Origin of the sequence: Lysobacter sp. (assembly GCF_035655815.1) — a bacterium.
Lineage (GTDB): Bacteria > Pseudomonadota > Gammaproteobacteria > Xanthomonadales > Xanthomonadaceae > Lysobacter_J.
The window spans coordinates 1-26,368 of the sequence record NZ_DASRTS010000053.1; the positions used below are offsets into that span (position 1 = coordinate 1).

A 26,368-nucleotide genomic window follows, 5' to 3' on the forward strand; every position below is an offset into this window, starting at 1 on the left:
GCAGAAGTATTTCGACATCAAGGGCAAGGCCACCGGCCTGTTCTCGCAGGCGATGATCGCGCCGGACAAGGCGATCCGTATCCCGCTGAACGAGTCTCAGGACGAGAACTCCCAGATCGAAGAGTTCATCCGTCAGTACAACGGCGAAGGCATCCAGCACCTCGCCATGACCACCGACAACATCTACGAAACCGTCGAGAAGCTGCGCGCTCGTGGCGTGAAGCTGCAAGACACCATCGAGACCTACTATGAGCTGGTGGACAAGCGCGTCCCTGGCCACGGTGAGGACCTCGAGCGCCTGAAGAAGAACCGCATCCTGATCGACGGCAGCGTCGGCGAGGAGGGCCTGCTGCTGCAGATCTTCACCGAGAACCTGTTCGGGCCGATCTTCTTCGAGATCATCCAGCGCAAGGGCAACGAAGGCTTCGGCGAAGGCAACTTCCAGGCCCTATTCGAGAGCATCGAACGCGACCAGATGCGGCGCGGCGTGCTTTAAGGCGGCATTGTCGAGCCCCGTGCATGTTTTGAAGCCCCTCTCCCGCCGGGAGAGGGGTTGGGGTGAGGGTAGGAAGCCCATGACGTCGAAACCGCCGTTGCCGTCGGAGACCCGCGCTAACGCGGCGGTTGCGGCGAGACATGACCGAATCCGAGCAGGCGCTGTGGCGGCGACTGCGAAACGGCCAGGTCGAAGGCTTCAAGTTCCGGCGCCAACATCCCATTCCGCCCTATGTGCTCGACTTCTACTGCGAGCGCGCGCATCTAGCGGTGGAGGTGGATGGATCACAGCACGCCATGACGGCCGATGCATCTCGCACAGCCTTTCTGCGATCGCATGGAATCGCGATTCTGCGGTTCCATAGCAACGACGTTCTTCAACAAACGGATGCAGTGATCGAGGCGATCTGGAACCGTCTCAACCGTCCGACCCTCACCCCAACCCCTCTCCCGACGGGAGGGGCTTCAAGGCCAAAGCGAAGAAGCGCCATGACCATCACCAGCAACGGCTACCAATCGGGTTTCGGCAACGAGTTCGCCAGCGAGGCGGTGGCGGGATCGTTGCCGGAGGGGCGCAATTCGCCGCAGCGCGTCGCGCACGGGCTGTATGCGGAGCAGCTATCCGGCACGGCCTTCACCGCGCCACGCCACGCCAATCGGCGCAGCTGGCTGTATCGCATCCGTCCCGCGGCGATGCACGGCGCGTTTGAATCCTTCCGGCAGCCGCGCTTCCACAACGACTTCTGCGATGCGCCGGTGTCGCCCGACCAGCTGCGCTGGAGCCCGCTGCCGATGCCGGCGCCGCCCACCGACTTCGTCGATGGCCTCTTCACCATGGCCGGCAACGGCTCGCCCGATGCGCAGCATGGCGTGGGCATCCATCTCTACGCCGCCAACCGCGACATGCAGGGACGATGGTTCTATGACGCGGATGGCGAGCTGCTGATCGTTCCGCAGGCGGGGCGCCTGTCCATCGCCACCGAGCTGGGCGTGATCGACGTGGAGCCGCAGGAGATCGCGGTGATTCCGCGCGGCATCCGCTTCGCCGTGTCCCTGCCCGACGGTGAGGCGCGCGGTTACGTGTGCGAGAACTTCGGGGCGCTGCTGCGCCTGCCTGACCTGGGACCCATCGGCAGCAATGGCCTCGCCAATCCGCGCGATTTCCTGACGCCCAACGCAGCGTACGAAGACGTCGACGGCGACTTCGAACTGATCGCCAAGTTCCAGGGCCACCTATGGCGCGCGGACATCGGCCACTCTCCGCTTGACGTGGTGGCGTGGCACGGCAACTACGCGCCCTACAAGTACGACCTGCGCCGCTTCAACACCATCGGGTCGATCAGCTACGACCATCCGGATCCGTCCATCTTCCTCGTGCTGCACTCGCCCAGCGACACGCCCGGCACCAGCAACATGGACTTCGTGATCTTCCCGCCGCGCTGGCTGGTGGCGCAGGACACGTTCCGGCCGCCGTGGTTCCACCGCAACATCGCCAGCGAGTTCATGGGGCTGGTGCACGGCGCCTACGATGCGAAGGCCGAGGGTTTCTCGCCCGGCGGCGCGTCGCTGCACAACTCCATGACCGGCCACGGTCCGGACGCGGCCACGTTCGAGAAGGCCAGCGTCGCCGACCTGAGCAGGCCCGATGTCATCAAGGACACGATGGCCTTCATGTTCGAGACGCGCGCGGTCATCCGGCCGACGCGGCAGGCCATCGAGGCCGCACACCGGCAGCGCGACTACCAGGCGTGCTGGGCCGGGCTGCAGAAGCACTTTGCTCCGTCGAAGTGATCACCGTGCCGGGCGCATTGGCGCGGCGTTAACGGGCGGGGAGTAGGCTGCCCGCCCGGCCTTTGGGCAGCAGGAGGGTGTCGATGCGGTGGATGCTGGGCCTGGTGGTGCTGACGCTGGCCGCGTGCGGTCAGCGCAACGAAGAGCCGCAGCCATCGGCCGCCGCACCTGCTCCGCCCGTGACGGTCGTGCCCGCTCCGGCGCCGGCCGAACCATCACCGGAGCCCGCGCCGACCACGGGCGCCATGCCGGCGCCGGGTGCCATCGGGTTCGCCGGCTTCGGTCCCGCGCCGTTCGGCGCCACCGAGGAGCAGGTCCGCATGGCCTGGGGCCGTGACCTGGGCGGCTTGAAGCCCGACCAGCCGGGCGGCTGCTACTACCTGATGCCGCAGCCGCGCACGCCCAGTGGCTATCGCGTGGCTTTCATGTTCGAGGACGACCGCTTCGTCCGCATGGACGTGGACGCCGAAGACATCGAGGCGCCGGGCGGTGGACGCGTGGGCATGACGTCGAAGGACATCGAGCGTCTGTATGCCGGGCATTTCCAGCGGCAGGCCCACAAGTACGTCGAAGGCGGCAAGTACCTGCGCATTCCCAACCCCGACGGCGGAAGTGGCGTGGTGCTGTTCGAGACCGATGCCGGCGGCCGCGTGACCGAATGGCGCATCGGCGAACCGCCGCAGGTGGATTACGTGGAAGGCTGTTCCTGAGACACGCGGTGGACCACGGCGGGCGTGCCGTGCATAGAATCGCGGGTTGAGACGTGGAGGGGACACGATGCTCGAAGCCATTGGCTGGTTTGTTCTGGGACTGGTGCTGCTCGCGCTGGGCGGCGACTCCATCGTGAAAGGCGCTTCGGGCCTGGCGCAGCGCATCGGCGCGTCGCCCTTCGTGGCGGGCCTGATCCTGGTTGCGTTCGGCACGTCGCTGCCTGAATTGGCAGTCAACCTGCAGGCCATCCTGCGCAACCAGCCGGCGCTCGCACTGGGCAATGCCGTGGGCAGCAACGTGGCGAACTTCGGCCTGACGCTCGGCGCCGCGGCGCTGGTCGCGCCACTGACCGTGCGCTGGCGCGCGCTGTCGCCGCTGCTGCTCGTGCTGCTGCTGGGCACGCTGCTGACGGTGCTATTGGGGCTCAACGGCACGCTGTCGCGGATCGAAGGACTGATCCTGCTGCTTGCGTTCGTCGCGGTGGTGAGCTTCGCCGCCGCCCGCACGCGGCGCGAGTCGCCGGAACTGCAGGACGCCATCGCCGCGTTCGCACACACCAGCACCGACCTGGCGCTCAATCTGCTGCGCTTCGCCATCGCGGCGGTGCTGCTGTACTTCGGCTCCCGCATGGTGGTGCGCAGCGCACCGACCATCGGCGAAGGGCTGGGCATGGCGCCGCTGCTGACGGGTCTGCTGCCCGTAGCCATCGGCACCGCGCTGCCGGAAATGGCCGCGGCGATTTCGGCCGCGCGCAAGGGCCATGGCGACATCGTGGTAGGCCACGTCATCGGCTCGAGCCTGTTCAACCTGCTCGTGGTGGTCGGCGGCATGGCGGCGCTGGGTGGCGCCATCGCGTTCCCCGAATCGTTCGTGCGCTTCGAGCTGCCGGCTGCGGCCGTGTTCGCGCTGATGCTGTATCCGATGCTGCGCGGCGATCTGCACATCAGCCGCAATGAGGGCGCAGCGCTGCTGATCGCCTTCCTCGCATGGATCGCGTTCGAAGTGCTGACGATGCAGGGCTGATCGCCATCCACGGCCGATATACTGGCCCGATGACGCCATCGCAGACCACTCCGACGACCAGCGCGACGCCGCGTGCGCTGCGCGCGCTGAAGGAATTCTTCCGCCTCGAGGCGGCGGGCGGCATCATGCTGATCGCCGCCGCCATCCTGGCGATGATCGCTGCCAATTCGCCGCTGGTGTCGGCCTACGAAGCATTCCGCCAGATGCCCGTGCAGGTGCGCGTGGGCGAACTGGAGATCCACAAGCCGCTGCTGCTGTGGATCAACGATGGCCTGATGGCGGTGTTCTTCCTGCTGGTCGCGCTGGAGATCAAGCGCGAGTCGCTCAGCGGCCAGCTGGCCAGCCGGTCGCAGCTGGTGTTGCCGATGATCTGCGCAGCCGCCGGCGTGGCGGTGCCGGCGCTGCTGTTCATCGCGTTCAACCACGGCGACGCGGAGGCGATGCGTGGCTGGGCGGTGCCCACGGCCACCGACATCGCGTTCGCCCTGGGCGTGCTGGCGCTGCTGGGTTCGCGCGTACCGACCGGAATGAAGTTGCTGCTGTCGACCATCGCGGTGGTCGACGACCTCATCGCGATCCTGATCATCGCGCTGTTCTACTCGCACGGCCTGTCGATGGCCGCGCTGGCGTGGGCGTTCGTCGCCATCGCCGGCATGTGGCTGCTCAACCGCCGCGGCGTGCGTCGCCTGGCGCCGTACCTGCTGCTTGGCGTGGTGCTGTGGGTGTGCGTGCTGAAATCCGGCGTGCATGCCACGCTGGCGGGCGTGGTCACGGGACTGATGATCCCGCACATCGATCGCGCGCGGCTCGACGATTCGGGATCGCCGCTGGAGTCGCTGGAACACGCCCTGCACCCCTGGGTCGCCTACGCGATCCTGCCGGTGTTCGCGTTCGCCAACGCAGGCCTGGTGCTGCATGGCATGAGCCTGGGCGACATGCTCACGCCATTGCCGGTCGGTGTACTGGTCGGCCTGGTGGTGGGCAAGCCGATCGGCATCGTCGGTGCCGCGCTGCTCCTGCGCGCGCTCGGCTGGGCGCGATTCCCCGACGGCATGGACCTGCGCGCGATGCTGGGCCTTGGCCTGATGTGCGGCATCGGCTTCACGATGAGCCTGTTCATCGCATCGCTCGCGTATCGCGATCCGCTGCAGTACGAGGAAGCCGTGCTCGGCGTGCTCCTGGCGTCGATCGTTTCGGCCGTGATCGGCTACACGTGGCTGCGTGCCTGCCTTCCGGCGCGCGCGAGGGCAGACTGACCGATGCGGCATGCGCTGGTGTTCGGGGCGAGCGGACAGATCGGCCGGCCCCTGCTCGCGGTACTGCAGCGCGAGGGCTGGCGCGTCACGGCCGTGTCCCGCAGCGAGCATCCGGACGAACCCGGCCTACACTGGCTGCGTGGCGAACTGGGCGCCGTACCCGATCTTCCCGCGCGCGTCGACGTCATCTTCAGCTGTGGCCCGCTGGACCGGTTCGCGCAGTGGTACGCGGAGGCTGACATCGAAGTCGCACGCGTGATTGCGTTCGGTTCGACCAGCGTCGAGGTGAAGCGCGGTTCCGCCGATGCGGCCGAACGCGGTGTCGCGCAGAGGTTGCGGCAGGGCGAGGAGACGGTGTTCGCGACCGCCGAAAAACGCGGCGCCGGTGCCACGCTGCTGCGTCCGACGCTTGTCTATGGCGCGGGCCGTGACGCCACGCTGACGCGCATCGCCTCTCTCGCACGGCGTTGGGGGCGCTTTCCGCTGCCGCGCGGCGCCAACGGGTTGCGCCAGCCGGTGCACGTGGACGACCTCGCGATGGCCGCATTCGCATGCAGCGGCGTGGCGACCACGCACGGTCGCGCGTACGCATTGCCGGGCGGCGAGACGCTTACCTACCGCGACATGGTGGCGCGTGTGCTCGCGTCGCTGTCGCCGCCGCCGCAACTGGTCGAACTGCCTTCGCCGCTGTTCAATCTCGCGCTGCTGGTAGCGCAGATGACCGGCCGCGCGACCGGGCTCGGCGAGGCCGCCGTGCGCCGCATGCGCAGCGATCTGGTATTCGATGTCACGCCGGCGAAGCAGGACTTCGGCTACGACCCGCGCCCGTTCCGTCCGCGCGCGAACATGTTCGAGCCGCGCGCCGACGAGGCCTGATCAGAGCTCTTCGGCAGGTGGAACCGAACGCGCACGCGTGAGCGCGCGCAGGGCGATCAGCAACACGCCGCCCAGCACCATCGCGCCGCCGACCAGCAGGCGCGGGCCTGGCCGATCGCCCCAGAACGCGATGCCCAGGCCCATCGCGAGCAGTGGCACCAGCAGCAGCCACGGCATCACGCGCGCAACCGGATGGCGCTGCACCAGCACGTAGTACAGACCGTGCCCCAACAGTGACGAGATGAAGGCCGCATACAGCGCGCCCGCCCATGCGACCCAACTGGCCTGCGGCAGCCGCGCCAGTGCGCCCGGTTCGAGCCAGGCACTGATCGCCAGCAGCGGCAGCACGCTGAAGAGCGCCGTCCATCCCTGCTGGCTGACGACGTCCAGGCCACGCAGCCCCTTCATCATCACCGTGCCCACCGCCAGGAAGGCCGCCGAGATCAGCATCAGCACCAGTGCCATCGGACGGTCCAGCACGATCGGGTCGAACCCGAGCACCAGCACGCCGGCGAAGCTCACCGCGATAGCAAGGCCGGTGCGCCATGCAAAGCGCTCGCCCAGCAGCCACCACGCCAGCAGCGTGGTCATCGGCACGTAGCTCTGCATGACGATGGCAGGCGAGGTGAGATCGCCGGCGAGCTTCAGCGCGGTGAAGCTCAACCCGAAATGCAGCACGCCGATGCACAGGCATACGGCCACCAGGCGCGGCCACTGCCCCGGCGCGGGGCGCTTCACCAGCCACGCCAGGGGCAGCGCCAGCAGGGCGAAGCGCAGGGCGGTGAACAGGAACGGCGGGATCTCGCGCATCGCCAGCGCGGACGTCAGGAAATTGCCGGCCCAGGCGAGAACGACGATGAGGACGAGGACGAGATCGCGGGCGGGCATGCAGGATCCGACGGTGGCGTCCGCCAATGGCGCAAGGCGGAGATTCCGGGAGCGCATTGTCCGCCCTTGCTCCGCGCGGGGCCAGAATTGATCGACCTCAAGGCCGATTTTCGCCGGATGGATAGAGTCCCCGGGTTTTCGAGGGGACGCCATGGCGACCACACTTTTCGACGAGGCCGGCCACCGCTGCATCGCCTTCAGCGACCTCGTCCGCGGCGAGGACGGCGTGCAGGCCAACCAATTCCTGGTGCAGCACGGCAGCCACAGCGCACTGCTCGATCCCGGCGGCGCGCTGCTCTACAACCCGCTGATCCTCGCCATGGGCTCGTACGTGGCGCCGACGGACCTCACCTGGCTGCTGTGCTCGCACCAGGATCCGGACATCATCGGCTCGGTCGACAAATGGCTGCTCTACACCAACACCACGGTCGTGTGTTCGCGGCTGTGGGGGCGGTTCGTCCCGCACGTGGTGCCGGGCTACCTGCGCAACGCCGGCAGCGAACGTTACCTGCTGCTGCCCGACGACGGCGGACGTATCCCGATGGGCGACAGCCACGTCCGTGCGTTGCCGGCCCACTTCATGCATTCGGTGGGCAATTTCAGCTTCTACGATCCGGTCAGCCGGATCCTGTTCTCCGGCGACGTCGGCGCGTCGATGGTGCCCAGCAAGACACCGTACGCCTTCGTCACCGATTTCGACGCGCACGTGCAGCGGATGGAGGGATTCCACCGCCGCTACATGGCGTCGAACCGCATCACGCGGCTGTGGGTGCAGATGGTGCGTGACCTGCAGCCTTCGATGATCGTGCCGCAGCACGGCTTGCCGATGCGCGGCGAGGAAATGGAGCGCTTCCTCGACTGGCTCGCGCGCCTTGAGTGCGGCGTCGACCTGGTCGACGCCACCCACTACCGGATCTGAGCGGCACGCCGTGCGTTGTCCCGTCGAGGGCGACTGTGCTCAGTAACGCAGGCCGAGCCTGCGGTACAGCTTGGACAGCACCCAGGCGGGGCCGATCAGCAGGTAGGTCAGGTCGGTGAGGAAGCTCGGGCGCTTGTTCTCGTAGCGCTTGCTGTGGCCGATGAACTGCCCGATCCAGGCAACCACGAACACGCCGATCGCCAGCCACAGCAAGGTCGACGTGCCATAGCTGTCGTGGATCCACTTCGTCAGCAGGCCCATCAGCACGTACATCACCAGCATGCCCAGGCCGAGCATGCGCGAGGCGCGGTAATAGAACAGCACGGTCGCCAGCATGGCCAGACAGGCCCAGAAGCCGGCCCGGAACCACGTACCGGGCGACGGGATGCACCACAACAGGGCGATGACGCTCCACAGGATCGCGGGCACGCAGATCACGTGGATGCGCTGGTTGACGGCGTTGCGGTGATCGGCGGAGTAGTGCGCGAACCAGCGGTCGATCGGACGTTGCGCGACGTGTTGCGAGGACTCGGCGGCGGTATTCATGGCGGCCCCTCCCAAGGCGCATGAAGGCCCGCGCTCAGTGCGCGGACGTATGGAGCATAGCGGGATCGGAACGGGCGCGGTGGGCCCTGGCGCGGCGCCAGGTCTACGCAGTGGCGTGGGTGCCCCGGGCTTCGTCATCCCGGCACAGGCCGGGATCCAGGCCCATCCGGCGGTACGCTCGCCGAAGACCCACTTTGGCTCGTCATTCCAGCGAAAGCTGGAATCGCTCTACAAGACGCGCCCAGGCACCGGTGGATACGCCGCAGATGGATGCAGCTTGCGCTGGAATGACGGGCGGGGACTGGATGCGTGATCAGCCTGGATCCCGGCTTTCGCCGGGATGACGGTGACAAGACATGAGGGCCAGAGCGGCCCTGACGGTCTAGAGGGCCCTGAGGACCACCAGGCTGGCGGTCAGAACGGCAAGCGTGACCGATAGCGGGTTCGCGGCGGTGCTGACGCCCCGCGACGTGTCTACGCGCTCAGTCGACCGAGATCCCCGCCAGCCGCATCAGCGCTTCGGCGTACTTCGCGCGGGTGCGCTCGATCACTTCGGCCGGCAGGTTCGGACCCGGCGGGGTCTTGTTCCAGTCCAGCGTCTCCAGGTAGTCGCGCACGAACTGCTTGTCGTAGCTCGGCGGGCTGGTGCCGACTTCGTACTGGTCGGCCGGCCAGTAGCGCGAGGAGTCCGGCGTGAGCATCTCGTCCATCACGTACAGGCGGCCGTCCGCGTCCAGGCCGAACTCGAACTTGGTATCGGCCAGGATGATGCCGCGCTCGGCGGCGTAGTCGCGTGCGAACTTGTACAGGCGCAGCGTGGCATCGCGCACCTGTTCGGCCAGGTCCGCGCCGATCGTGCGCACGGCGGTGTCGAAGTCGATGTTCTCGTCGTGATCGCCCACGGCGGCCTTGGTCGACGGCGTGAAGATGGGCTCGGCGAGCTGCTCGGCCTGGCGCAGGCCATCGGGCAGGGCGATGCCGCTGACCCGGCCGGTGCGCTGGTAATCCTTCCAGCCGCTGCCGATGAGGTAGCCGCGGGCGATGCATTCCACCGGCACCGGCTTGAGCTTGCGCGTCACCACCGAACGCTTGCCGTATAGCGCCGCGTCCACGCCCTCCGGGAGCACCGAGGCCACGTCGATGCCGGTCAGGTGGTTACGGATGATGTGCTCGGTCCTGCCGAACCAGAAATTGCTGATCTGGCACAGCATCTCGCCCTTGCCCGGGATCGGATCGGGTAGCACCACGTCGAAGGCCGAAAGCCGATCGGTGGCGACCATCAGCAGGCTTTCACCGGTGCCGGCGGGCAGGCGCTCGGCGGGCAGGTCGAAGACGTCGCGGACCTTGCCGCGGTGGCGCAGGTGGAGGCCGGGAAGATCGGACTGGAGCAGGGTCGTGGACAACGCAGGAATCCCCAATGGGTGTGCACGGATCCCCCGTCGGCCGTCGCCTTCGGATCGCGCGCGGGCGCGACAGGGCCGGCCAGTGTACGCCGGCCCGCGACGCCCTGCAGGTACACTGTGGACGGACCTGAAAGGCGACCGCGGACCCGCGGGGAGGACGATGAAACGCTGGTACGGCAAGCTGCTGGGCTTCTTCGCCGGCGCGGCCCTGTTTCGCACGAATCCGCTGTTCGGGGCCCTGATCGGGCTCCTGATCGGCCATGCCTTCGACACTGACTGGTTCAGGCTGCGCCGGGACAACCCGTATGCCGCGCTGGGCCTCACCTCCGACGCCACCGATGCCGAGGTCGACCAGGCCTACCGGCGCCTCATCTCGCAATACCACCCCGACCGCATGGCCGGCGCGGCCACCGAGCTGCGCCAGCAGGCCGAGGCGAAGGCGCGCGAGATCAACCAGGCATACGACCGGATCAAGACGCTGCGGCGGCGGGCGTGAAACGTTTGGACACGGATTACGCGGATAAACACGGATAAGGCAGTCGGGCACCTGACGGCGATCCCGCGAAGGCGGTGGCTGTTCAGGACATCGCGAAAACAGCGTCTGCTCCATCCGAGTTCATCGGCGTAATCCGCGTCGTTTCCTTAGCGAGTTTTCTCATGCAATCCACGGTCATTGCCCCATCCATCCTCTCGGCCAATTTCGCCAAACTCGGCGAGGAGGTCGACAACGTGCTCGCGGCGGGCGCCGACTGGGTGCACTTCGACGTGATGGACAACCACTACGTGCCCAACCTGACCATCGGCCCGATGGTGTGCGAAGCGCTGCGCAAGCACGGCGTGACCGCGCCGATCGACGTGCACCTGATGGTCGAGCCGGTCGATCGCATCGTCCCTGATTTCGCCAAGGCGGGTGCGACGCTGATCAGCTTCCATCCGGAAGCGAGCGCGCACGTGCATCGCACGATCCAGCTGATCAAGTCCCACGGCTGCCAGGCCGGCCTGGTGCTCAACCCGGCCACGCCGGTCGACGTGCTGGACTGGGTGCTGGAAGATCTGGACATGGTGCTGCTGATGTCGGTGAATCCCGGTTTCGGGGGCCAGAGCTTCATTCCGTCCGCGCTGGAAAAGCTGCGTCGCGTGCGCGGAATGATCGACCGCACCGGCAAGCCGATCCGGCTGGAGATCGACGGCGGCGTGAAGGCGGACAACATCGCCGAGATCGCCCAGGCCGGCGCCGACACCTTCGTTGCCGGCAGCGCGATCTTCAACGCGCCGGACTATCGCGACGTCATCGCGCGCATGAAGGACGCCGTGGAGCGCGTGCGCGGATGAACACCTGCGACCTGTGCGATCTGCATGACGCGCAGGTGCGCGTGCCGGTGCTGCCGCTGCGCGATTATGGCGGGCGACTGGCGTTCAGCGGCATGGTCAGCACGATTCGCGCGTTGGAGGACAACTCGCGCGTGCGCGAGGCCGTGGCGGAACCGGGACAGGGCCGCGTGCTGGTGATCGACGGTGCGGGTTCGATGGCGCGCGCGATGTTCGGCGACCTGCTTGCCGCCAAGGCGGTGGAGAACGGCTGGGCGGGCGTGGTCGTGCATGGCGCGATCCGCGACAGCAGCGCGATCGGCGCGCTCGACCTGGGCGTGAAAGCGCTGGGCACCTGTCCGCGCAAGACCGACAAGCTCGGTGCGGGCGAGCGGGACGTCGATGTCGAGATCGGCGGCGTGCTGATCCGCCCCGGCGACTGGCTGTACGCCGACGAGGATGGTGTCGTCGTGGCGGACGTGGAACTGCGCTGAGCGCGGGCATGGCCCGTGTGAATTGCGGCCGGCCTGAAAGCGAAGCGGCAAGCCATTGCTGGCTTGCCGCGGAAGATTTGGAGGCGATCCTGCCTCCGCCCGTCGTCCCTGAGAATGGACTCTGATTCTCCGGATCAATCATGACGGGCGTGTGACGCCGCGGGCGGAATTCGCATCCACGCCGGTTCACGAATGCTTGCGGCGCGATTGCTAGCCTGCGGACTCCGACTGCGCATTCATCGACGATGGCGAACCCGCTCTGGCGTCTGATCCTCAACGGAAAATCCGCGGCTGACGACCTCGTGCGCGCGGCGGTGACCACGTTGCGGGAGGAAGGCGCCCGCCTCGAAGTGCGCGTGTCCTGGGAACGCGGCGACGCGACGCGCTATGTCGCCGAAGCGATCACGGACGGTGCGGGGTGCGTGATCGGCGGTGGTGGCGACGGCACCCTGGGTGAGGTTGCGACGGCGCTCGCAGGCCGCGAAGAGAAAGTCGAGGCGTTGCCGTCGCTAGCGGTGCTGCCGCTCGGCACGGCCAACGATTTCGCCACTGCGGCGGGCATTCCGGTCGATCCGCTCGCCGCCCTGCGTCTCGTGCGCGATACGACGCCCCGGCCGATCGACCTGCTGCACGTCGACGCCGACGGTGCGGACCACTGGTGCATCAACCTGGCCAGTGGCGGATTCGGCACCGAGGTCACGGTGGAAACCGACGAGGGGCTGAAGAAGCTGCTGGGTGGGCTGGCGTACTTCGTCACCGGCATGGCGCGGATGGGACGCATCGAACCGGTCACCGCACACGTGCATGGTGACGGCTTCAAATGGGACGGCGCCTTGCTGGCGCTGGGCATCGGCAACGGCCGCCAGGCTGGCGGCGGGCAGGTGCTTTGCCCGGATGCGCTGGTGAACGACGGCATGCTAGATCTCACCGTGATCCCGGAGCTGCGCGGCGAACTGGGCACCACTGTGGCGACGCTGCTGAAGGAAGGACGACTGGCCGCACTGGACCAGGTCGCCGAGCGCAAACGCCTGCATGAAGTCACGGTAGAGTCGCCGAACGGGCTGGTGCTCAACCTGGATGGCGAGCCCGTGCAGGCCGCGCGCTTCCGCATCGCCTGCACGCCCGGTCGCGTGCGCGTGCACCTGCCGGCGGGGTGCGAGCTGCTGCAGTAGTCGTGGCGGCCGCGGAGCCGCTACAGTACGGCCGATGATCCACATGCCGAACAAAACCTGGACGATTCCGCGTTCCCTGGCCGGGACGGGTTGGCGATGGCGACCGCATGCCGCCGCCGCCCTTCCATCCGCCAAGGAAACTCCGCGTGTCTCCCGAACTGTTCCAGCAGCAGGCCGCTGACGGCCACACCCTCATCCCTGTCGTGCGCGAGGTCCTGAGCGACCTCGACACTCCGCTGTCGGTCTATCTCAAGCTCGCCGACGGCCCGCATACCTACCTGTTCGAATCGGTCGAGGGCGGCGAGCGCTTCGGCCGCTACTCGATCATCGGCCTGCCCGCGCGTCGCGTGTATGCGTTTGCGGGCCACACGTTGTTCGTGACGGAAGACGGCGAGCTGGTCGAAAGCCGCGTCGTCGACGATCCGTTCGCCGAGGTCGAACGTCTACGCGCGGCGCATTCGATCCCGCGCATCCCGGAGCTGCCGGGATTCACCGGTGGACTCGTCGGCTGGTTCGGGTTCGAGTGCATCGGCTACATCGAACCGCGACTCGCAGGCAGCGACGGCACGCTCGATGAAAGCCGCGACGAACTCGGCACGCCCGACATCCTGCTCATGCAGAGCGACGAGCTGGCCGTGTTCGACAACCTCAAGGGCCGGCTGTACCTGATCGTGCACGCCGACCCGGGCGAACCGCGTGCGCTGGCGCGGGCCAACCGCCGCCTCGACGAACTGGTGCATCGCCTCCGCCAAGGCGGGCCCGGTTACCCGGAGACGCTGGAAGGACGCGTGCTGGACGAGGCCGACTTCGTGTCCGGCTTCACCCGCGAGGGCTTCATCGAGGCGGTCGAGAAGTCGAAGGAATACATCCGCGCCGGCGATATCTTCCAGGTCGTGCTGAGCCAGCGGTTGTCGGTCCCGTTCAAGGCGCGGCCGGTGGACGTATACCGCGCGCTGCGTGCACTCAATCCGTCGCCCTACATGTATTACCTCGACGTGGGCGGTACGCAGGTGGTGGGCAGTTCGCCTGAAATCCTGGTGCGGCTGCAGGACGGCATGGTCACCGTGCGCCCCATCGCGGGCACGCGCCCGCGCGGCGCCACGCCGGAAGAGGACGCTGCACTGGAAGCGGAGCTGCTGGCCGATCCGAAGGAACGTGCCGAACACCTGATGCTCATCGACCTGGGCCGCAACGACGTCGGCCGCGTCGCGGAACCCGGCACGGTGCAGGTGGGCGAGCAGTTCGTCATCGAGCGCTACAGCCACGTCATGCACATCGTCAGCGAAGTCACTGGGACGCTGAAGCCGGGCCTGAGCTATGCCGACGTGCTGCGCGCGACGTTTCCCGCGGGTACCGTGAGTGGAGCGCCGAAGATCCGCGCGCTGGAAGTCATTCGCGAACTCGAACCGATCCGTCGCAACGTCTACGCCGGCTCCATCGGTTACCTCGGCTGGAATGGCGATGCGGATACCGCCATCGCGATCCGCACTGCGGTGATCCAGGACGGACGCCTGTACGTGCAGGCAGGTGCCGGGATCGTCTACGACTCCGATCCGGCCAAGGAATGGGACGAGACGATGAACAAGGGACGGGCGCTGTTCCGCGCGGTCGCACAGGCCGCCAAGGGACTGTGACCCGCGTCACCTGACAACGCCTGACGACGACGCCACATCACGTGGCCTTCATCGTGTTTTCCGCGGTTTGACCGCACCGTCGCGTTCGCAACGTTTCTTTCACGGAAGGCGGTATTCACTGCCGCCGACGCACGGGCATGGCGCGCGTGCCGGCAAGGGGAATCCGCATCAGACGGGAAGGAGGCGGCGATGCAACTCGTCCACGACACCCTCGTGCAATCCCGCTTTTCGAACACGTTTCCGCGCACGGTCGAGATGATCTGCCCGCACTGCTTCAAGGAAGCGGTGTTCGAAGCGCGCACCTGGCAGGAACACGGACAGCAACTGGCCGCCAGCGAACTGGCGTGCTCGCGCTGCGAGGAGACGGTGCTGTTCGTGCAACTGGTGCAGGCCGACGGCACCCGCAAGGACGACGGACTGTTCTGCCATCCCAGGCCGGCGGGTCGCGAAGCGATGGCCGGCGTGGAGCATCTGCAGGCGCTGTCTTCGCCGCTTGCGCGCAGCTACGAATCCGCGCTGAAGCTCTACAACCGTGCCGAGTGGGGCGCGACCGCGCTGACGGTGCGGCATCTGCTGGGCGGGCTCGCCTCGCGGATGGTCGCCGAGGACAAGCGCGAACTGCCGCTGACGCGCAAGCTGGAAGCGCTGCCGCAGGACGTGGACCTCGCGCGCCCGTTGCAGGACATCGCGCAGCTGCTCGCGCCGGCCGGCACGTTCGGGCGTCAGTTCGACGACGAGGCGAACATCGACAAGGTCACCGCCGAGTTGCTGGTGGAACTCGCCGAACAGCTGATCACCTATCTGGTCGTGCTGCCGGGAACGATGACGGACCTCAAGAGCCGCATCGCGACCGCGCCCGTCCCCCTGCGCCGGGGCAGCGGCGCCGCGTAGGCGCGACGCGCGCGGAGCGCGCCGAACATTACCGATCCTTAATCCCGCGGAAAGGAGCCGGAGAGGGCCGCGCGCGCAATCTGTTCCTGCGATGGGGGAGCACCCCACCGGCAACAGAACCTCGTCCGCAAGACCCTGAAGGAGATCCTCATGAACCTGCGCAAGCCCCTGTTCGCCATCGCCCTGGCCGCCGTCGCCGGCTCCGCGCTGGCCGCTCCGCCGTCCACCACGCCGTCCACCTCGTCGAATGCAACCGCCACCGCGCCGGCCAAGCACAAGCACGTGAAGAAGGCCGAAGCTCGCAAGGCCGAGAGCAAGCCCGCCAGCGCCCGCAAGAGCTGATCCGTTCCCCGGAGCCCGCGCAACGCGGGCGGATACCCCGTCGATCCCCATCGGCGGGGTATCCTTTTTTCCGGCCCGCCGTGCCATGAATGTCGGGTCGCAGGAGTCTGCATGCGCGTGCTGCTGATCGAAGACGATCCCCACACCGCGGCCTTCATCGCCAAGGGGTTGCGCGAGGACGGGCATACCGTCGAGCACGCCGGCGACGGCCGCGAAGGCCTGTTCCTGGCCACCACCGAATCCTTCGACGCCGTCGTCCTGGACCGCATGCTGCCCGCGCTGGACGGGCTGGTGCTGCTGCAGACGCTGCGTGGCGCCGGCAATCGCACGCCGGTGCTGCTGCTGACCGCACTGGGCGAAGTCGACCACCGTGTCGAAGGCCTGCGCGCCGGTGCCGACGACTACCTGGTCAAGCCGTTCGCCTATTCCGAATTGAGCGCGCGGCTGGACAGCATCGTGCGACGCGGCCGCGACGACACAGCACGCGAACCCACGCGCCTGCAGGTCGGCGATCTCGAACTGGATCTGCTGAGCCGCGACGCACGCCGCGCCGGCCGTCGCATCGAATTGCAGCCGCGCGAGTTCCGCCTGCTCGAGCACCTCATGCGGCAGGCCGGACGGGTGGTGACCCGCACCATGCTGCTGGAGGCGGTGTGGGACTACCACTTCGATCCGCAGACCAACGTGATCGACGTGCACATCAGCCGCCTGCGGCAGAAGATCGATCACGGCTTCGAGCGGCCGCTGCTGCACACCGTGCGCGGCGCCGGCTATCGGCTGGGCGAATGAGCCTGTCCCTGCGCTCGACCAGCACGCGCCTCGCATTGGCGGTGACTATGTCGTTCCTGCTGGCGTTTGTGCTGCTCGGCGTGGGCGTATACGTGGCGGTCTCGACGCTGCTGCTGCAGGACGCGCGCGAGCTGGTCCGCACCGACGCCGCCGGTTTGCTCGAGATCGAGCGCGAAGGCGGACGCGGCGCGTTGCTGGATGAACTGCGCGAACGCATCGATGCCCCGGACGATCCCGATGCCGTGTACGCGCTCATCGCGCGCGACGGGGCCGTGCAGCTGGGCAATCCGCCAACGGGATCGCACCTGCGCAACGGCACGCGCTGGATCACATTCGACGACCGCGGCACCGGCACCATGGAGCGACATGCACATTCGCGCCGCGTCGTCGCGCGGTTGCACGCGCTGCCCGACGGCAGCACGTTGCTGACCGGGCTGCGTCTGCAGTCGCAGGACCGGTTCCTCGCGCTGATGCTGCGTACCGCGCTGGTGGCGCTGCTGTTCGCGGCCACGCTGGGTGCACTGATCGGCGCATTGACCTCGCGCTGGGTGTCGCGGCGACTGGGCACGCTGGATGGCACGGCCGAGCGGGTGGGGCAGGGAGAACTAGGCCTGCGCGTTCCCCTGGACGGTTCGCGCGATGCCTTCGACCGGCTCGCGCGGCGCTTCAACGCGATGCTCGACCGCATCGAGGCGCTGCTCGACGGCGTACGCCACGCCACCGATCACATCGCCCACGACCTGCGCACGCCGCTCACTCGCCTGCGCAACCGCCTGGAGGACCTGCGCAGGCAGGCGCCGGGAGAATCCGCCGACCGTGCCGCGCTCGACGCGGCCGTGCTGGAAACGGATCAATTGCTGCACACCTTCGGCGCGCTGTTGCGCCTGGCGCGCATCGAAGCCCAGCCGCCAGCACGCGAAGAACCCGCGCTCGACCTTGCCGCGCTCGCGGGCGATGCGGCCGAGCTGTACACGCCGGTCGCGGGCGAGCGCGCCATCCGGCTGCGCACGCAGCTCGATCCGGCGATGGTGCGCGGCGATCGCGACCAGTTGTTCCAGTTGCTGGTGAACCTGCTCGACAACGCGCTGAAGTACGCGCCTGCCGGCGGCGACGTGGCGCTGACGTTGCAGGCCACGAGCGACGGCGTCCTGCTACAGGTCGACGACGACGGCCCGGGCATCCCGGAAGCGGACCGCGAACGCGTGTTCGACCGCTTCCAGCGGCTGGAGTCGCATCGCGGTACGCCGGGCAGCGGACTCGGCCTGAGCCTGGCGCGAGCGATCGTGCAGCGGCATGGCGGCCACATCGTGCTGCTGGACCGCGGCCCGGGGCTGCGCGTGCAGGTGCTGCTGCCGCCGGCTTGAGCGGGTCGCGATGGTGGCCCGAAACGGCTAGAGTAGGGCCATGATCGTGCGTCCCCTCCCGCAGTTCCATGCAGCCGACCCGGGTTGGCGATGGTGGCCTTTGGCTGCCGTCCGCCCTGTCCCGTCGACTGTCCAGGAACTGCCGCGTGTTGCCCGCCCCTCGCACTGATCCGCCTCCGGCCTGTCCGGCCGCACCCTCCTCAATCCCCGTCCACTCCCGCAGCCACCTGGCCGCGCGGGATAATCGCGCTCCGCGTTCGCGCCGCGCCGGCCCCATTTCGAGTCTCCCCGCATGCTGTTGATGATCGACAACTACGACAGCTTCACCTGGAACCTCGTGCAGTACCTGCAGGCGCTGGGCGCGGAGGTGAAGGTCGTCCGCAACGACGAACTGTCGGTGGCGCAGATCGAAGCGCTGGCGCCGGAGCGCATCGTGATCTCGCCGGGGCCGTGCACGCCCAACGAGGCCGGCGTGTCGGTAGAGGTGATCCGCCAGCTCGGCCCACGCATTCCCGTGTTCGGCGTGTGCCTGGGCCACCAGAGCCTGGGACAGGCCTACGGCGGCGACGTGGTGCGCGCGAAGCGGATCATGCACGGCAAGACCTCCCGCATCCGGCATGAGGGGCGCGGCGTGTTCGCCGGGCTGCCCGACGGTTATGAGGCCACGCGCTACCACTCGCTGGTCGTCGCGCGCGACACGTTGCCGGAGTGCCTGGAAGTCACCGCCTGGACCGAGGTGGAGGATGCCGATGGCGCACCGGTGTTCGAGGAGATCATGGGCTTGCGCCACCGGGAGCACCCGGTCGAGGGCGTGCAGTTCCATCCCGAGTCGATCCTGACCGAGCACGGCCATGCGCTGCTGAAGAACTTCCTGGAGCGGTGAGCGGGCGCCAGGGGCCGGAGACCAGAGGCCAGAGGCCAGAGTCAAGAGCCGCAGCCAAGGCCTGCCGTAATCGCTCCTCCTGATATGTTTCCTGTTCGCTGCAACGTCGCGTTCTTTCTGCTTCCACTGATCCTCGTCCCTGACCTCCGGCCGCTGACCAGACATGCCCATCACGCCCCAAGAAGCCCTGCAGCGCACCATCGAGCATCGCGAGATCTTCCATGACGAGATGGTCGAGCTGATGCGCATGGTCATGCGCGGCGAGGTGTCGCCGACGATGACCGCAGCCATCCTCACCGGCTTGCGGGTGAAGAAGGAAACCGTGGGCGAGATCGCCGGCGCGGCGACCGTGCTGCGCGAATTCGCGCGTCCGGTCGAAGTGGCGGACCGCAGCCACCTGGTCGACATCGTCGGCACGGGCGGCGACGGCGCGCACACCTTCAACATCTCGACGGCCAGCATGTTCGTCGTGGCCGCGGCGGGCGCCAAGGTCGCCAAGCACGGCAACCGCAGCGTCTCGTCCAGGTCCGGCAGCGCCGACGCGCTGGAGGCGCTGGGCGCGGCGATCGAACTGCAACCCGCGCAGGTCTCGCAGTGCATCGCGCGCTGCGGCATCGGCTTCATGTTCGCACCGGTGCACCACCCTGCGATGAAGGTCGTGGCGCCGGTGCGCCGCGAGATGGGCGTGCGCACCATCTTCAATATCCTCGGGCCGCTGACCAATCCGGCCGGCGCGCCGAGCATCCTGATGGGCGTGTTCCATCCTGACCTGGTCGGCATCCAGGTGCGCGTGTTGCAGGAACTGGGCGCGCAGCGCGCGCTGGTGGTGTGGGGCCGCGACGGCATGGACGAGCTCTCGCTCGGTGCCGGCACCCTGGTGGGCGAGTTGCGCGATGGTGTGGTGCGCGAATACGAACTGCATCCGGAAGACTTCGGCATCGCCATGGCGCACAGCCGCAACCTGCGCGTGAGCGACGCCGCCGAATCGACGCGCCTGGTACTGCAGGCGCTGGACAACGAGGCGGGGCTGCCGCGTGAGATCGTCGTCCTCAACGCCGGCGCGGCCATCTACGCGGCCGGTGTCGTGGACAGCATCGCCGAGGGCATCGAGCGCGCCCGCGGCGTGCTTGCGTCCGGTGCGGCGCGGGCGAAGCTGGACGAGTTCGTTGCGACCACGCGCGAGCTCGCCGCCGAAACGGCCGGAGCCTGACGTGGACGAAGCCTTCGCCCGTCTGCCGCAACCGCCGTACTACGCGGTGATCTTCTCCTCGCGGCGCAATGGCCACGATGACGCCGGCTACGGCGCAGCCGCGCAGCGCATGGTGGAACTGGCCGCGCAGCAGCCGGGCTTCCTCGGCGTGGAGTCCGCGCGTGGCGCGGATGGTTTCGGCATCACCGTGTCGTATTGGGAGAGCGAGGAGGCCATCGCCGCCTGGCGCCGCCACGCCGAACACGCGGCGACGCGCGCCCACGGTCGCGTGCACTGGTACGAGCAGTACGAACTGCGCGTGGCGAAGGTCGAACGCGCGTACGGGATGCCGGGAAAGAGTGATGAGGAGTGAGAAACGAGTGTAAAAAAGGCCGCTTCTCCCCTCTTTTCTCACGCCTCTTTACTATTCACCGCATCATGAGCGACATCCTCAATACCATCCTGGCCCGCAAGGCCGAGGAGATCCTGCAACGCAGCCGCGTGCGCCCGCTGGCGGACCTGCGCGCGCGTGCGCTGCAGCAGCCGCCCACGCGCGGCTTCGTCGATGCGATCCACCGCAGGCATGCCGCTGGCGAAGCAGCGGTGATCGCCGAAGTAAAGAAGGCCAGCCCGTCGAAGGGGCTGATCCGTGCCGACTTCAATCCCGCGCAGATCGCGCGCAGCTACGAGGCCGGCGGCGCCGCCTGCCTGTCGGTGCTCACCGACGTGGACTTCTTCCAGGGCAGCAACCTGTATCTTGGCGAAGCGCGCGGCGCCTGCTCGCTGCCGGTGCTGCGCAAGGACTTCACCATCGATCCGTACCAGGTCTACGAGGCGCGGGTGATCGGGGCGGACTGCATCCTGCTCATCGTCGCCGCGCTCGAGGACGGCCCGCTGGTGGAGATGGCCAACCTTGCGATGGAACTGGGCATGGACGTGCTGGTGGAAGTGCACGACATCGACGAACTCGAACGCGCGCTTCAGACCGACTGCGAGCTGATCGGCGTGAACAACCGCAACCTGCGCAGCTTCGAGGTCTCGCTGGACACCACGCTGTCGCTGCGCGACGCGGTTCCGCCCGACCGCATCCTGGTCACCGAAAGCGGCATCGCCACGCGTGCGGACGTGGCGCGCATGCGCGAGGCGGGCGTGCAGACCTTCCTGGTGGGCGAATCGTTCATGCGCGAACCCGAGCCGGGCGCTGCGCTGCAGCGGCTGTTCGCGGCATGAGCACGCCGGGCGGGAACACCCGCGTCGAGCACCTCCCGGGCGCGGCGGCGGTCGCTCCCGCCGGCGACGACAAGCTCGCCGACTCGCGGCCCTATGCGCCGCTGGTGGTGTTCGACTTCGACCACACCCTGTACGACGGCGATTCCGGCAGCCACCTGGTGCTGTGGCTGATCAGGCGCCACTGGGCGCGCGTGGCCGCTGCGCTGCTGTTCTCGCCCGTGCTGCTGCCGATGATCGCCTGGCTGCCCACGCGTCGCCGGGCGATTTCCGTGTACCTGTGGATCGGCACCGTCGGCACGCATCGCCGGCACGACATGGACCGACTGATCGACCATTACGTGCAGACCCACGCCAGGCAGATCCGTGCGCGGCTGCTGCCGGTGGCCCTGAAAGTGCTGCAGAAGCATCGCGACGCGGGTGATCGGGTGATCATCGCCACCGGCGCCGCGCCGGAACTGGCGCGCGCGATCCTGGACTTCGTGGCACACGAGGACCTGCCGGTGATCGGCAGCATCGGCGGCCCGTTCCTCGGCGGCATGATCACGGTGGAGCACTGCCACCACGAGAACAAGATGCGGATGATCTGGGATGCCGGCTACGACCAGATCGCAGTGGCGTATTCGGACAGCAGCGCCGACCTGCCGCTGCTCAAGGCTGCGCGCAGGCCGGTGGTGGTCAATCCCAAGCGCCAGCGTGTGGCGATGTTCCGGCGCGTGCTGCCGCCGGGCACGCCGATCCTCAACTGGGGCTGCAAGGGCCGCGGCGGCGATCCCGTCTGAGGCCAACCTCGATGGCGCGTCGCGGCGGCGCGCGGAACGGGCTACACACGTTCCGGCGCGTCCAGGTCGCGGATGAATTCCATCAGCGTGTGTTCGGCGTAGTCGCGGAACTCGCCGGCGTCGTAGAAGCGCCCGAAGCAGTGGCTGCAGCTCTCGAACCAGATGTGCGGCTGCTGCGGGTCCACCATGCGTACCAGAGGGCGCTCCACGCAGACCGGGCAGTTGATCCGGTCGATGTGGTTGTAGCGCTCGCCCACGGTCGCATCACCGGTGTCCACACGCTCCGCTTCAGCCTTCAGCAGCCGGTTCTCGCCCATGGTCAGCCAGAGGCCGCCGCACTGGGTGCAGCGCTGCGAGCGCGCGGACAGGATGGCGATGGCCTCCATCGCGGAAGCGCATTTCGGACACTGCATGATGGCTCCGGGGCTGGCGAGGCGGGGAGGATGGAGGCCTGACGCCGCGGGCTTCGAGCACGCCCGTGCGCGGTACGATCAGGCCGCGGCAACGCGGCCAGCGGGCTCATGCCGGCTGGCCGTCATCGGTGCGGTGATCAGCGGGTGCCGTACAGGACGACGGTCTTGCCGCGGGCGTGGAGCTTGCCGTCGGCCTGCAGCTTCTTGAGCACGCGGCCGGCCATCTCGCGCGAGCAGCCGACCAGGCGCGACAGCTCCTGGCGCGACACGCGGATCTGGGTGCCCTGCGGGTGGCTCATCGCCTCGGGTTCCTTCGCCAGATCGTGCAGGGCGCGGACGATGCGGTCGGTAACATCGAGGAATGCCAGGCGGCCGGCCTTCCTGCTGGTGTCCAGTAAACGGCGCGAGATCTGCGCGCCGATGGCGTACAGCAGCTTGGGCGCGTCCAGCGACAGGCGGGTCAGCAGCAGGTCGTAGAGGCGCTCGTGGCCGATTTCGGCCAGCTCGCAGGTGCTGCGGGTGCGCAGGATGACTTCCCGCTGGTCGCTGGCGATGAACAGGCCCAGCTCGCCGACGAACTCGCCCGGGCCGAAGTAACCCAGCACCAGCTCACGGCCGTCCTCCTCCTCGGTGATTATGGAAACCGAGCCCGACACGATGTAGTACAGCGTGCTCGCCGGGTCGCCCGGGCGGAACACATCGGTGCGGGAGGGATAGCGACGGCGGTGGCAGTGCGCCAGGAAGCGCTCGATGGTGGCACCGTCCGGAAGCAGCGGGCTGTTGGTTCGACGCAGGGCGGGCGAGGTAGCAACCTGATGAGCGGACATGGGCGTGAAGGTTCTGTGATCGGTCGAGCTTAGGACGAACTAACGTTCTGGGCAAATATTCGCCCCAGTGCGTCACTCGTGCGGTTTGAATCCTGTGACCAGCTTACCGGTTCCACTGTAAAGGGCCCGAGCATGGCCTTGCGAGCCCCTGTCGTTCCCCCGTCGCACTTTGTGCCGCATAATTCCCGCCTTCGCCGCCCTTCCGGGATCTCACTGCCGTGGTCAAGCCGTTGCCTCGCCTGAGGTTGCAGGGATTCAACAACCTCACCAAGGCCCTCTCGTTCAACATCTACGATGTCTGCTTCGCGGCATCCGAGGACGAGCGCCGTCGCTACATCGAGTATATCGACGAGGCCTACAACGCCGACCGCCTGACGCAGATCCTGACGGACGTCGCCGAGATCATCGGCGCCAACATCCTCAACATCGCCCGCCAGGACTACGACCCGCAGGGCGCGTCGGTGACCATCCTCATCTCCGAGGAGCCGGTGATCGACAAGAAGGATGCCGGCCGCGAGATCATCTCCGACGCCGTCGTGGCGCACATGGACAAGTCGCACATCACGGTGCACACGTACCCGGAAACCCATCCGGACAACGGCATCGCGACCTTCCGCGCCGACATCGACGTGGCGACCTGCGGCGTGATCTCGCCGCTGAAGGCCCTGAACTACCTGATCGAGAGCTTCGAGTCCGACATCGTGGTGATGGACTACCGCGTGCGCGGCTTCACCCGCGACATCAAGGGCAGGAAGCACTACATCGACCACAAGATCAATTCGATCCAGGACTACCTGGCCAAGAACATCAAATCGCGCTACGAGATGCTCGACGTGAACGTGTACCAGGAAAACATCTTCCACACGAAGATGCACCTGAAGGAGTTCGACCTCGACACGTACCTGTTCGAGGAGAAGGCGAAGAACCTGTCGTTCAAGGAGCGCATGAAGATCGAAGCGCGCCTGAAGCGCGAGATCGAGGAGCTCTACCACGGCCGCAATCTGGCCGACTGAGCCGGGGTCTGTGGGGTCGGGATTCGGATTCACAGGAAGCAAAAGGCCCGCGCTAGCGGGCCTTTTCGTTGTCGTCTCCGGTCGCGTTGCGCGTGGCCTTCGAGCTGGCATTTGCGCGCAGGCGGGGCAACCTCTCGTTCAAGTACAGCAGCCTGGCGGTGATAGGTCGTTGCCTGGATTCCCGCCTTCGCGGGAATGACAGCAAAAGTGCCGAAGGCGTTTGCTGATCCCGAGTCCCGATTCCCGATTCCCGATTCCCGATCAGAACCGATACGCCACCGCCTTCATCAGCTTCGACGCGGCGGCCATCAGGGTCGGCACGGGCGGCGGCAGGACGCGCGCGCCGGCCGCTTCCGCGTTGTCCGCATGCCGGGCCTCGTCGGCCTTCATGACTTCCAGGATCGCGCGGCTGCGTGCATCCGCGGCAGGCAAGGATTCCAGGTGCTCGTCGATGTGCGCCTCGACCTGGCGTTCGGTCTCGACCACGAAGCCCAGATTCCAGCCGTCGCCGCGCAATCCCGCGAGTGCGCCGATGGCAAAGCTGCCTGCGTACCACAGCGGGTTGAGCAGGCTGGGGCGGCTGTCGAGTTCGGTCAGGCGCTGCGCGCACCAGGCGAGGTGGTCGGTCTCTTCCTGCGCGGCTTCCAGCAGGTGCTGGCGCGTGGCTTCGTCGCGCGCGACCGCGGCCTGGCCCGTGTACAGCGCCTGGGCGCAGACCTCGCCGACGTGGTTGATCCGCATCAGCCCGCTGGCGTGCCGGCGTTCGGCCTCGTCCAGTTCGATCTGCGCGACATCGGCCGCCGGGCTGGCTCGCTGCGCGGCCGGCGCGCCAAAGACCGTGTCGAGCGCGCGCTGGGTGTCGGTGAGGAAGCGGTCGAGTGTCGTGAGCTGGCGGAGTTCGGACATGCCGGCAGTTTACGCGCCTGCCGCTGCAGCCTGCGGTGAAGCCTGCGCCAGCCGCTCGGCGACCAGTTCGACGGGATGCCGCACGGGCACCGCGGTGCCCTGCGCGAAATGCAGCCGGCACCCGAGGTTGGCGCTGAGCAGCTGCGTGGCGCCGCTGGCGGCCAGTTGCTGCAGCAGCGGCTCGCGGAACATCGCCGCGCGTTGCGGATCGGTCAGCATCTGCGAGCCGGAGGCGCCGCAGCAGCCATGCCCGTCAGTCAGTTCGATGACCTGCAGGCCCGGAATGGCGGACAGCAGGCGGCGCAAGGCCGGCACCGAACGCACGACATTGCGTTGGGTGCATGGCAGATGCAGTGCGACGCGTTCCTCGCGAATGCACCCGTCGATCGGCGGGCGCTGATCGACAAGGCGTTCGGCAAGAAAGGCGATCGCGTCGACGACGTTCGCGCCAGGAGCCAGCGCCTGCGCCACCGCTTCGTGGCACCCGCTGGCAAGCGTCAGGACGGTCTCCACGCCGGCAAACGCCTCGCGATTGCGTTGCGCCAGCCGGGCGGCCTCTTCGACGTTCCCGGCATGCGCGTGCAGGCTGCCGCAGCAGGTCTGGCCGGCCGGCTCGCATACCTCGAAACCGAGCGCGTCGCAGCAGCGCGCCAGCGCGTCTCGGACCTGCACCTCGTAGGCGCTGGCCGCGCAGCCGACGAAGATCGCGACCTGCGGCCGGACGGAGCGGGTCGTCGCCCGAACGCTGGGCGGAGTGGGCGGGGGCGGCAGGGGGCGCCACCGGCGTGGCAGCCATCGGAACGTGACTCGATAGGCGCCGAGCCCGCGGCGCAGCAGGCCCGGCCGGGCCGTCAGCCATTCGATCGCGCGCTGGCGCCATCCCGCCGGACGTCGCTCGCGCTGGCGCGCGCGCGCCTGCACCAGCAGGGCCCCATACTGCACGCCGGCCGGGCAGACCGCCTCGCAACTGCGGCAGCCCAGGCATTGTTCCAGATGGGTTTCGCCGGCGAGTGTCGGTTCGATGGTGTCCAGCGCCCAGGCCCGCACCAGAGCGATCCGCCCACGTGGCGATTCGGCCTCGATCCGGGATACGGAGTAGGTCGGGCAGGCCGGCAGGCACAGCCCACACTGGACGCAGCGGTCGGCCAGTGCCACCAGCGGGTCGACCGGGCCAGGAGGGTTCGGGCGCGCGGCGGTCGGCATGGGCGGCGATTCTAGCGCCGCGC

The 26,368-nt window shown here is 68.0% G+C and carries 29 protein-coding genes and 1 pseudogene; 23 read left to right on the forward strand and 7 right to left on the reverse strand.

Features of this window, described 5'->3' with window-relative positions:
- The 7 genes and pseudogenes from VFE83_RS14035 to VFE83_RS14065 all read left to right on the forward strand — a co-directional run.
- Window positions 1–496: VOC family protein (locus VFE83_RS14035; protein WP_324907196.1), on the forward strand; the 496-nt coding region annotated here is incomplete at its 5' end.
- A 140-nt stretch (window positions 497–636) separates the two neighbouring features.
- A pseudogene (locus VFE83_RS14040) lies at window positions 637–855 on the forward strand (endonuclease domain-containing protein); the annotation flags it as partial.
- A 129-nt stretch (window positions 856–984) separates the two neighbouring features.
- Window positions 985–2,286, forward strand: coding sequence for a homogentisate 1,2-dioxygenase (gene hmgA, locus VFE83_RS14045; RefSeq protein WP_324907348.1), 1,302 nt, complete (start codon window positions 985–987; stop codon window positions 2,284–2,286).
- Window positions 2,287–2,369: 83 nt separating this feature from the next.
- The gene (locus VFE83_RS14050) at window positions 2,370–2,996 is read left to right on the forward strand and encodes a hypothetical protein (RefSeq protein WP_324907198.1); all 627 of its coding nucleotides are present in this window, start codon (window positions 2,370–2,372) and stop codon (window positions 2,994–2,996) included.
- A 67-nt stretch (window positions 2,997–3,063) separates the two neighbouring features.
- Entirely contained in the window at window positions 3,064–4,020 is a 957-nt protein-coding gene (locus VFE83_RS14055; RefSeq protein WP_324907200.1) for a calcium/sodium antiporter, read from the forward strand.
- Window positions 4,021–4,049: 29 nt separating this feature from the next.
- A complete protein-coding gene (nhaA, locus tag VFE83_RS14060; protein ID WP_324907202.1) occupies window positions 4,050–5,276 on the forward strand; it encodes a Na+/H+ antiporter NhaA in 1,227 nt (408 codons plus the stop codon).
- A 3-nt stretch (window positions 5,277–5,279) separates the two neighbouring features.
- On the forward strand, window positions 5,280–6,152 hold the full coding sequence (locus VFE83_RS14065; RefSeq protein ID WP_324907204.1) for an NAD-dependent epimerase/dehydratase family protein: 873 nt from the start codon (window positions 5,280–5,282) through the stop codon (window positions 6,150–6,152).
- Here VFE83_RS14065 and VFE83_RS14070 read toward each other — a convergent pair whose 3' ends face one another.
- Window positions 6,153–7,040, reverse strand: a complete 888-nt coding sequence (locus VFE83_RS14070) for a DMT family transporter (RefSeq protein WP_324907205.1) — start codon at window positions 7,038–7,040, stop codon at window positions 6,153–6,155. It abuts the gene before it with no gap.
- Window positions 7,041–7,191: 151 nt separating this feature from the next.
- Between VFE83_RS14070 and VFE83_RS14075 the strand changes: the two genes are divergently transcribed.
- Window positions 7,192–7,959: an MBL fold metallo-hydrolase gene (locus tag VFE83_RS14075; RefSeq protein WP_324907207.1), complete on the forward strand. Its 768-nt coding sequence runs from the start codon at window positions 7,192–7,194 to the stop codon at window positions 7,957–7,959.
- Between the two features lie 39 nt (window positions 7,960–7,998).
- Here the strand turns inward: VFE83_RS14075 and VFE83_RS14080 are convergent, their stop codons facing one another.
- Together VFE83_RS14080 and VFE83_RS14085 are read right to left on the reverse strand one after the other, a co-directional pair.
- Window positions 7,999–8,505 (reverse strand): DUF962 domain-containing protein, encoded by a 507-nt coding sequence (locus VFE83_RS14080; protein ID WP_324907209.1) that lies wholly within the window; start codon window positions 8,503–8,505, stop codon window positions 7,999–8,001.
- Between the two features lie 482 nt (window positions 8,506–8,987).
- Window positions 8,988–9,908, reverse strand: a complete 921-nt coding sequence (locus VFE83_RS14085) for a phosphoribosylaminoimidazolesuccinocarboxamide synthase (RefSeq protein WP_324907211.1) — start codon at window positions 9,906–9,908, stop codon at window positions 8,988–8,990.
- Window positions 9,909–10,068: 160 nt separating this feature from the next.
- On the opposite strand from VFE83_RS14085, the gene VFE83_RS14090 reads away from it, so the two are divergent.
- The 14 genes from VFE83_RS14090 to VFE83_RS14155 all read left to right on the forward strand — a co-directional run bounded on the left by VFE83_RS14090 (window position 10,069) and on the right by VFE83_RS14155 (window position 21,983).
- Window positions 10,069–10,404: a J domain-containing protein gene (locus VFE83_RS14090; protein WP_324907213.1), complete on the forward strand. Its 336-nt coding sequence runs from the start codon at window positions 10,069–10,071 to the stop codon at window positions 10,402–10,404.
- A 161-nt stretch (window positions 10,405–10,565) separates the two neighbouring features.
- Window positions 10,566–11,240 carry a ribulose-phosphate 3-epimerase gene (gene rpe, locus VFE83_RS14095; RefSeq protein ID WP_324907215.1) on the forward strand — a complete coding sequence of 225 codons (675 nt, stop codon included), beginning with the start codon at window positions 10,566–10,568 and terminating at the stop codon, window positions 11,238–11,240.
- Window positions 11,237–11,710, forward strand: coding sequence for a ribonuclease E activity regulator RraA (gene rraA / locus VFE83_RS14100; RefSeq protein WP_324907217.1), 474 nt, complete (start codon window positions 11,237–11,239; stop codon window positions 11,708–11,710). The genes rpe and rraA overlap by 4 nt, the downstream gene beginning before the upstream one ends.
- Before the next feature lie 245 nt (window positions 11,711–11,955).
- Complete coding sequence (yegS, locus tag VFE83_RS14105) at window positions 11,956–12,882, forward strand: lipid kinase YegS (RefSeq protein WP_324907219.1); 927 nt, start codon at window positions 11,956–11,958, stop codon at window positions 12,880–12,882.
- Between the two features lie 107 nt (window positions 12,883–12,989).
- Window positions 12,990–14,516, forward strand: coding sequence for an anthranilate synthase component I (gene trpE / locus VFE83_RS14110; RefSeq protein WP_324907221.1), 1,527 nt, complete (start codon window positions 12,990–12,992; stop codon window positions 14,514–14,516).
- A 189-nt stretch (window positions 14,517–14,705) separates the two neighbouring features.
- Window positions 14,706–15,407, forward strand: coding sequence for a hypothetical protein (locus VFE83_RS14115; RefSeq protein ID WP_324907223.1), 702 nt, complete (start codon window positions 14,706–14,708; stop codon window positions 15,405–15,407).
- A gap of 150 nt (window positions 15,408–15,557) precedes the next feature.
- On the forward strand, window positions 15,558–15,749 hold the full coding sequence (locus VFE83_RS14120) for a hypothetical protein (RefSeq protein WP_324907225.1): 192 nt from the start codon (window positions 15,558–15,560) through the stop codon (window positions 15,747–15,749).
- A 111-nt stretch (window positions 15,750–15,860) separates the two neighbouring features.
- On the forward strand, window positions 15,861–16,538 hold the full coding sequence (locus tag VFE83_RS14125) for a response regulator transcription factor (protein ID WP_324907227.1): 678 nt from the start codon (window positions 15,861–15,863) through the stop codon (window positions 16,536–16,538).
- The gene (locus tag VFE83_RS14130) at window positions 16,535–17,902 is read left to right on the forward strand and encodes a HAMP domain-containing sensor histidine kinase (protein WP_324907229.1); all 1,368 of its coding nucleotides are present in this window, start codon (window positions 16,535–16,537) and stop codon (window positions 17,900–17,902) included. The genes VFE83_RS14125 and VFE83_RS14130 overlap by 4 nt, the downstream gene beginning before the upstream one ends.
- Window positions 17,903–18,194: 292 nt before the next feature.
- Entirely contained in the window at window positions 18,195–18,785 is a 591-nt protein-coding gene (locus tag VFE83_RS14135) for an aminodeoxychorismate/anthranilate synthase component II (RefSeq protein WP_324907231.1), read from the forward strand.
- Between the two features lie 163 nt (window positions 18,786–18,948).
- Window positions 18,949–19,995, forward strand: a complete 1,047-nt coding sequence (gene trpD, locus VFE83_RS14140) for an anthranilate phosphoribosyltransferase (RefSeq protein ID WP_324907233.1) — start codon at window positions 18,949–18,951, stop codon at window positions 19,993–19,995.
- A gap of 1 nt (window position 19,996) precedes the next feature.
- Window positions 19,997–20,347 carry an antibiotic biosynthesis monooxygenase gene (locus VFE83_RS14145; protein WP_324907236.1) on the forward strand — a complete coding sequence of 117 codons (351 nt, stop codon included), beginning with the start codon at window positions 19,997–19,999 and terminating at the stop codon, window positions 20,345–20,347.
- Window positions 20,348–20,412: 65 nt separating this feature from the next.
- Window positions 20,413–21,204, forward strand: a complete 792-nt coding sequence (gene trpC / locus VFE83_RS14150; RefSeq protein ID WP_324907238.1) for an indole-3-glycerol phosphate synthase TrpC — start codon at window positions 20,413–20,415, stop codon at window positions 21,202–21,204.
- On the forward strand, window positions 21,201–21,983 hold the full coding sequence (locus VFE83_RS14155) for a haloacid dehalogenase-like hydrolase (protein ID WP_324907240.1): 783 nt from the start codon (window positions 21,201–21,203) through the stop codon (window positions 21,981–21,983). Before trpC ends, VFE83_RS14155 begins: the two co-directional genes overlap by 4 nt.
- 41 nt (window positions 21,984–22,024) lie before the next feature.
- On the opposite strand, the gene VFE83_RS14160 is transcribed toward VFE83_RS14155, so the two are convergent.
- The gene (locus VFE83_RS14160; protein WP_324907242.1) at window positions 22,025–22,396 is read right to left on the reverse strand and encodes a zf-TFIIB domain-containing protein; all 372 of its coding nucleotides are present in this window, start codon (window positions 22,394–22,396) and stop codon (window positions 22,025–22,027) included.
- Window positions 22,397–22,533: 137 nt separating this feature from the next.
- Window positions 22,534–23,223: a cAMP-activated global transcriptional regulator CRP gene (gene crp, locus VFE83_RS14165; RefSeq protein ID WP_324907244.1), complete on the reverse strand. Its 690-nt coding sequence runs from the start codon at window positions 23,221–23,223 to the stop codon at window positions 22,534–22,536.
- Window positions 23,224–23,441: 218 nt separating this feature from the next.
- Here crp and speD point away from each other — a divergent pair, with 218 nt between their 5' ends.
- Complete coding sequence (gene speD, locus VFE83_RS14170) at window positions 23,442–24,236, forward strand: adenosylmethionine decarboxylase (protein WP_324907246.1); 795 nt, start codon at window positions 23,442–23,444, stop codon at window positions 24,234–24,236.
- Between the two features lie 261 nt (window positions 24,237–24,497).
- Here the strand turns inward: speD and coq7 are convergent, their stop codons facing one another.
- A complete protein-coding gene (gene coq7, locus VFE83_RS14175; protein WP_324907248.1) occupies window positions 24,498–25,142 on the reverse strand; it encodes a 2-polyprenyl-3-methyl-6-methoxy-1,4-benzoquinone monooxygenase in 645 nt (214 codons plus the stop codon).
- Between the two features lie 9 nt (window positions 25,143–25,151).
- Window positions 25,152–26,345: a (Fe-S)-binding protein gene (locus VFE83_RS14180; protein WP_324907250.1), complete on the reverse strand. Its 1,194-nt coding sequence runs from the start codon at window positions 26,343–26,345 to the stop codon at window positions 25,152–25,154.
- Window positions 26,346–26,368 lie beyond the last annotated feature (23 nt).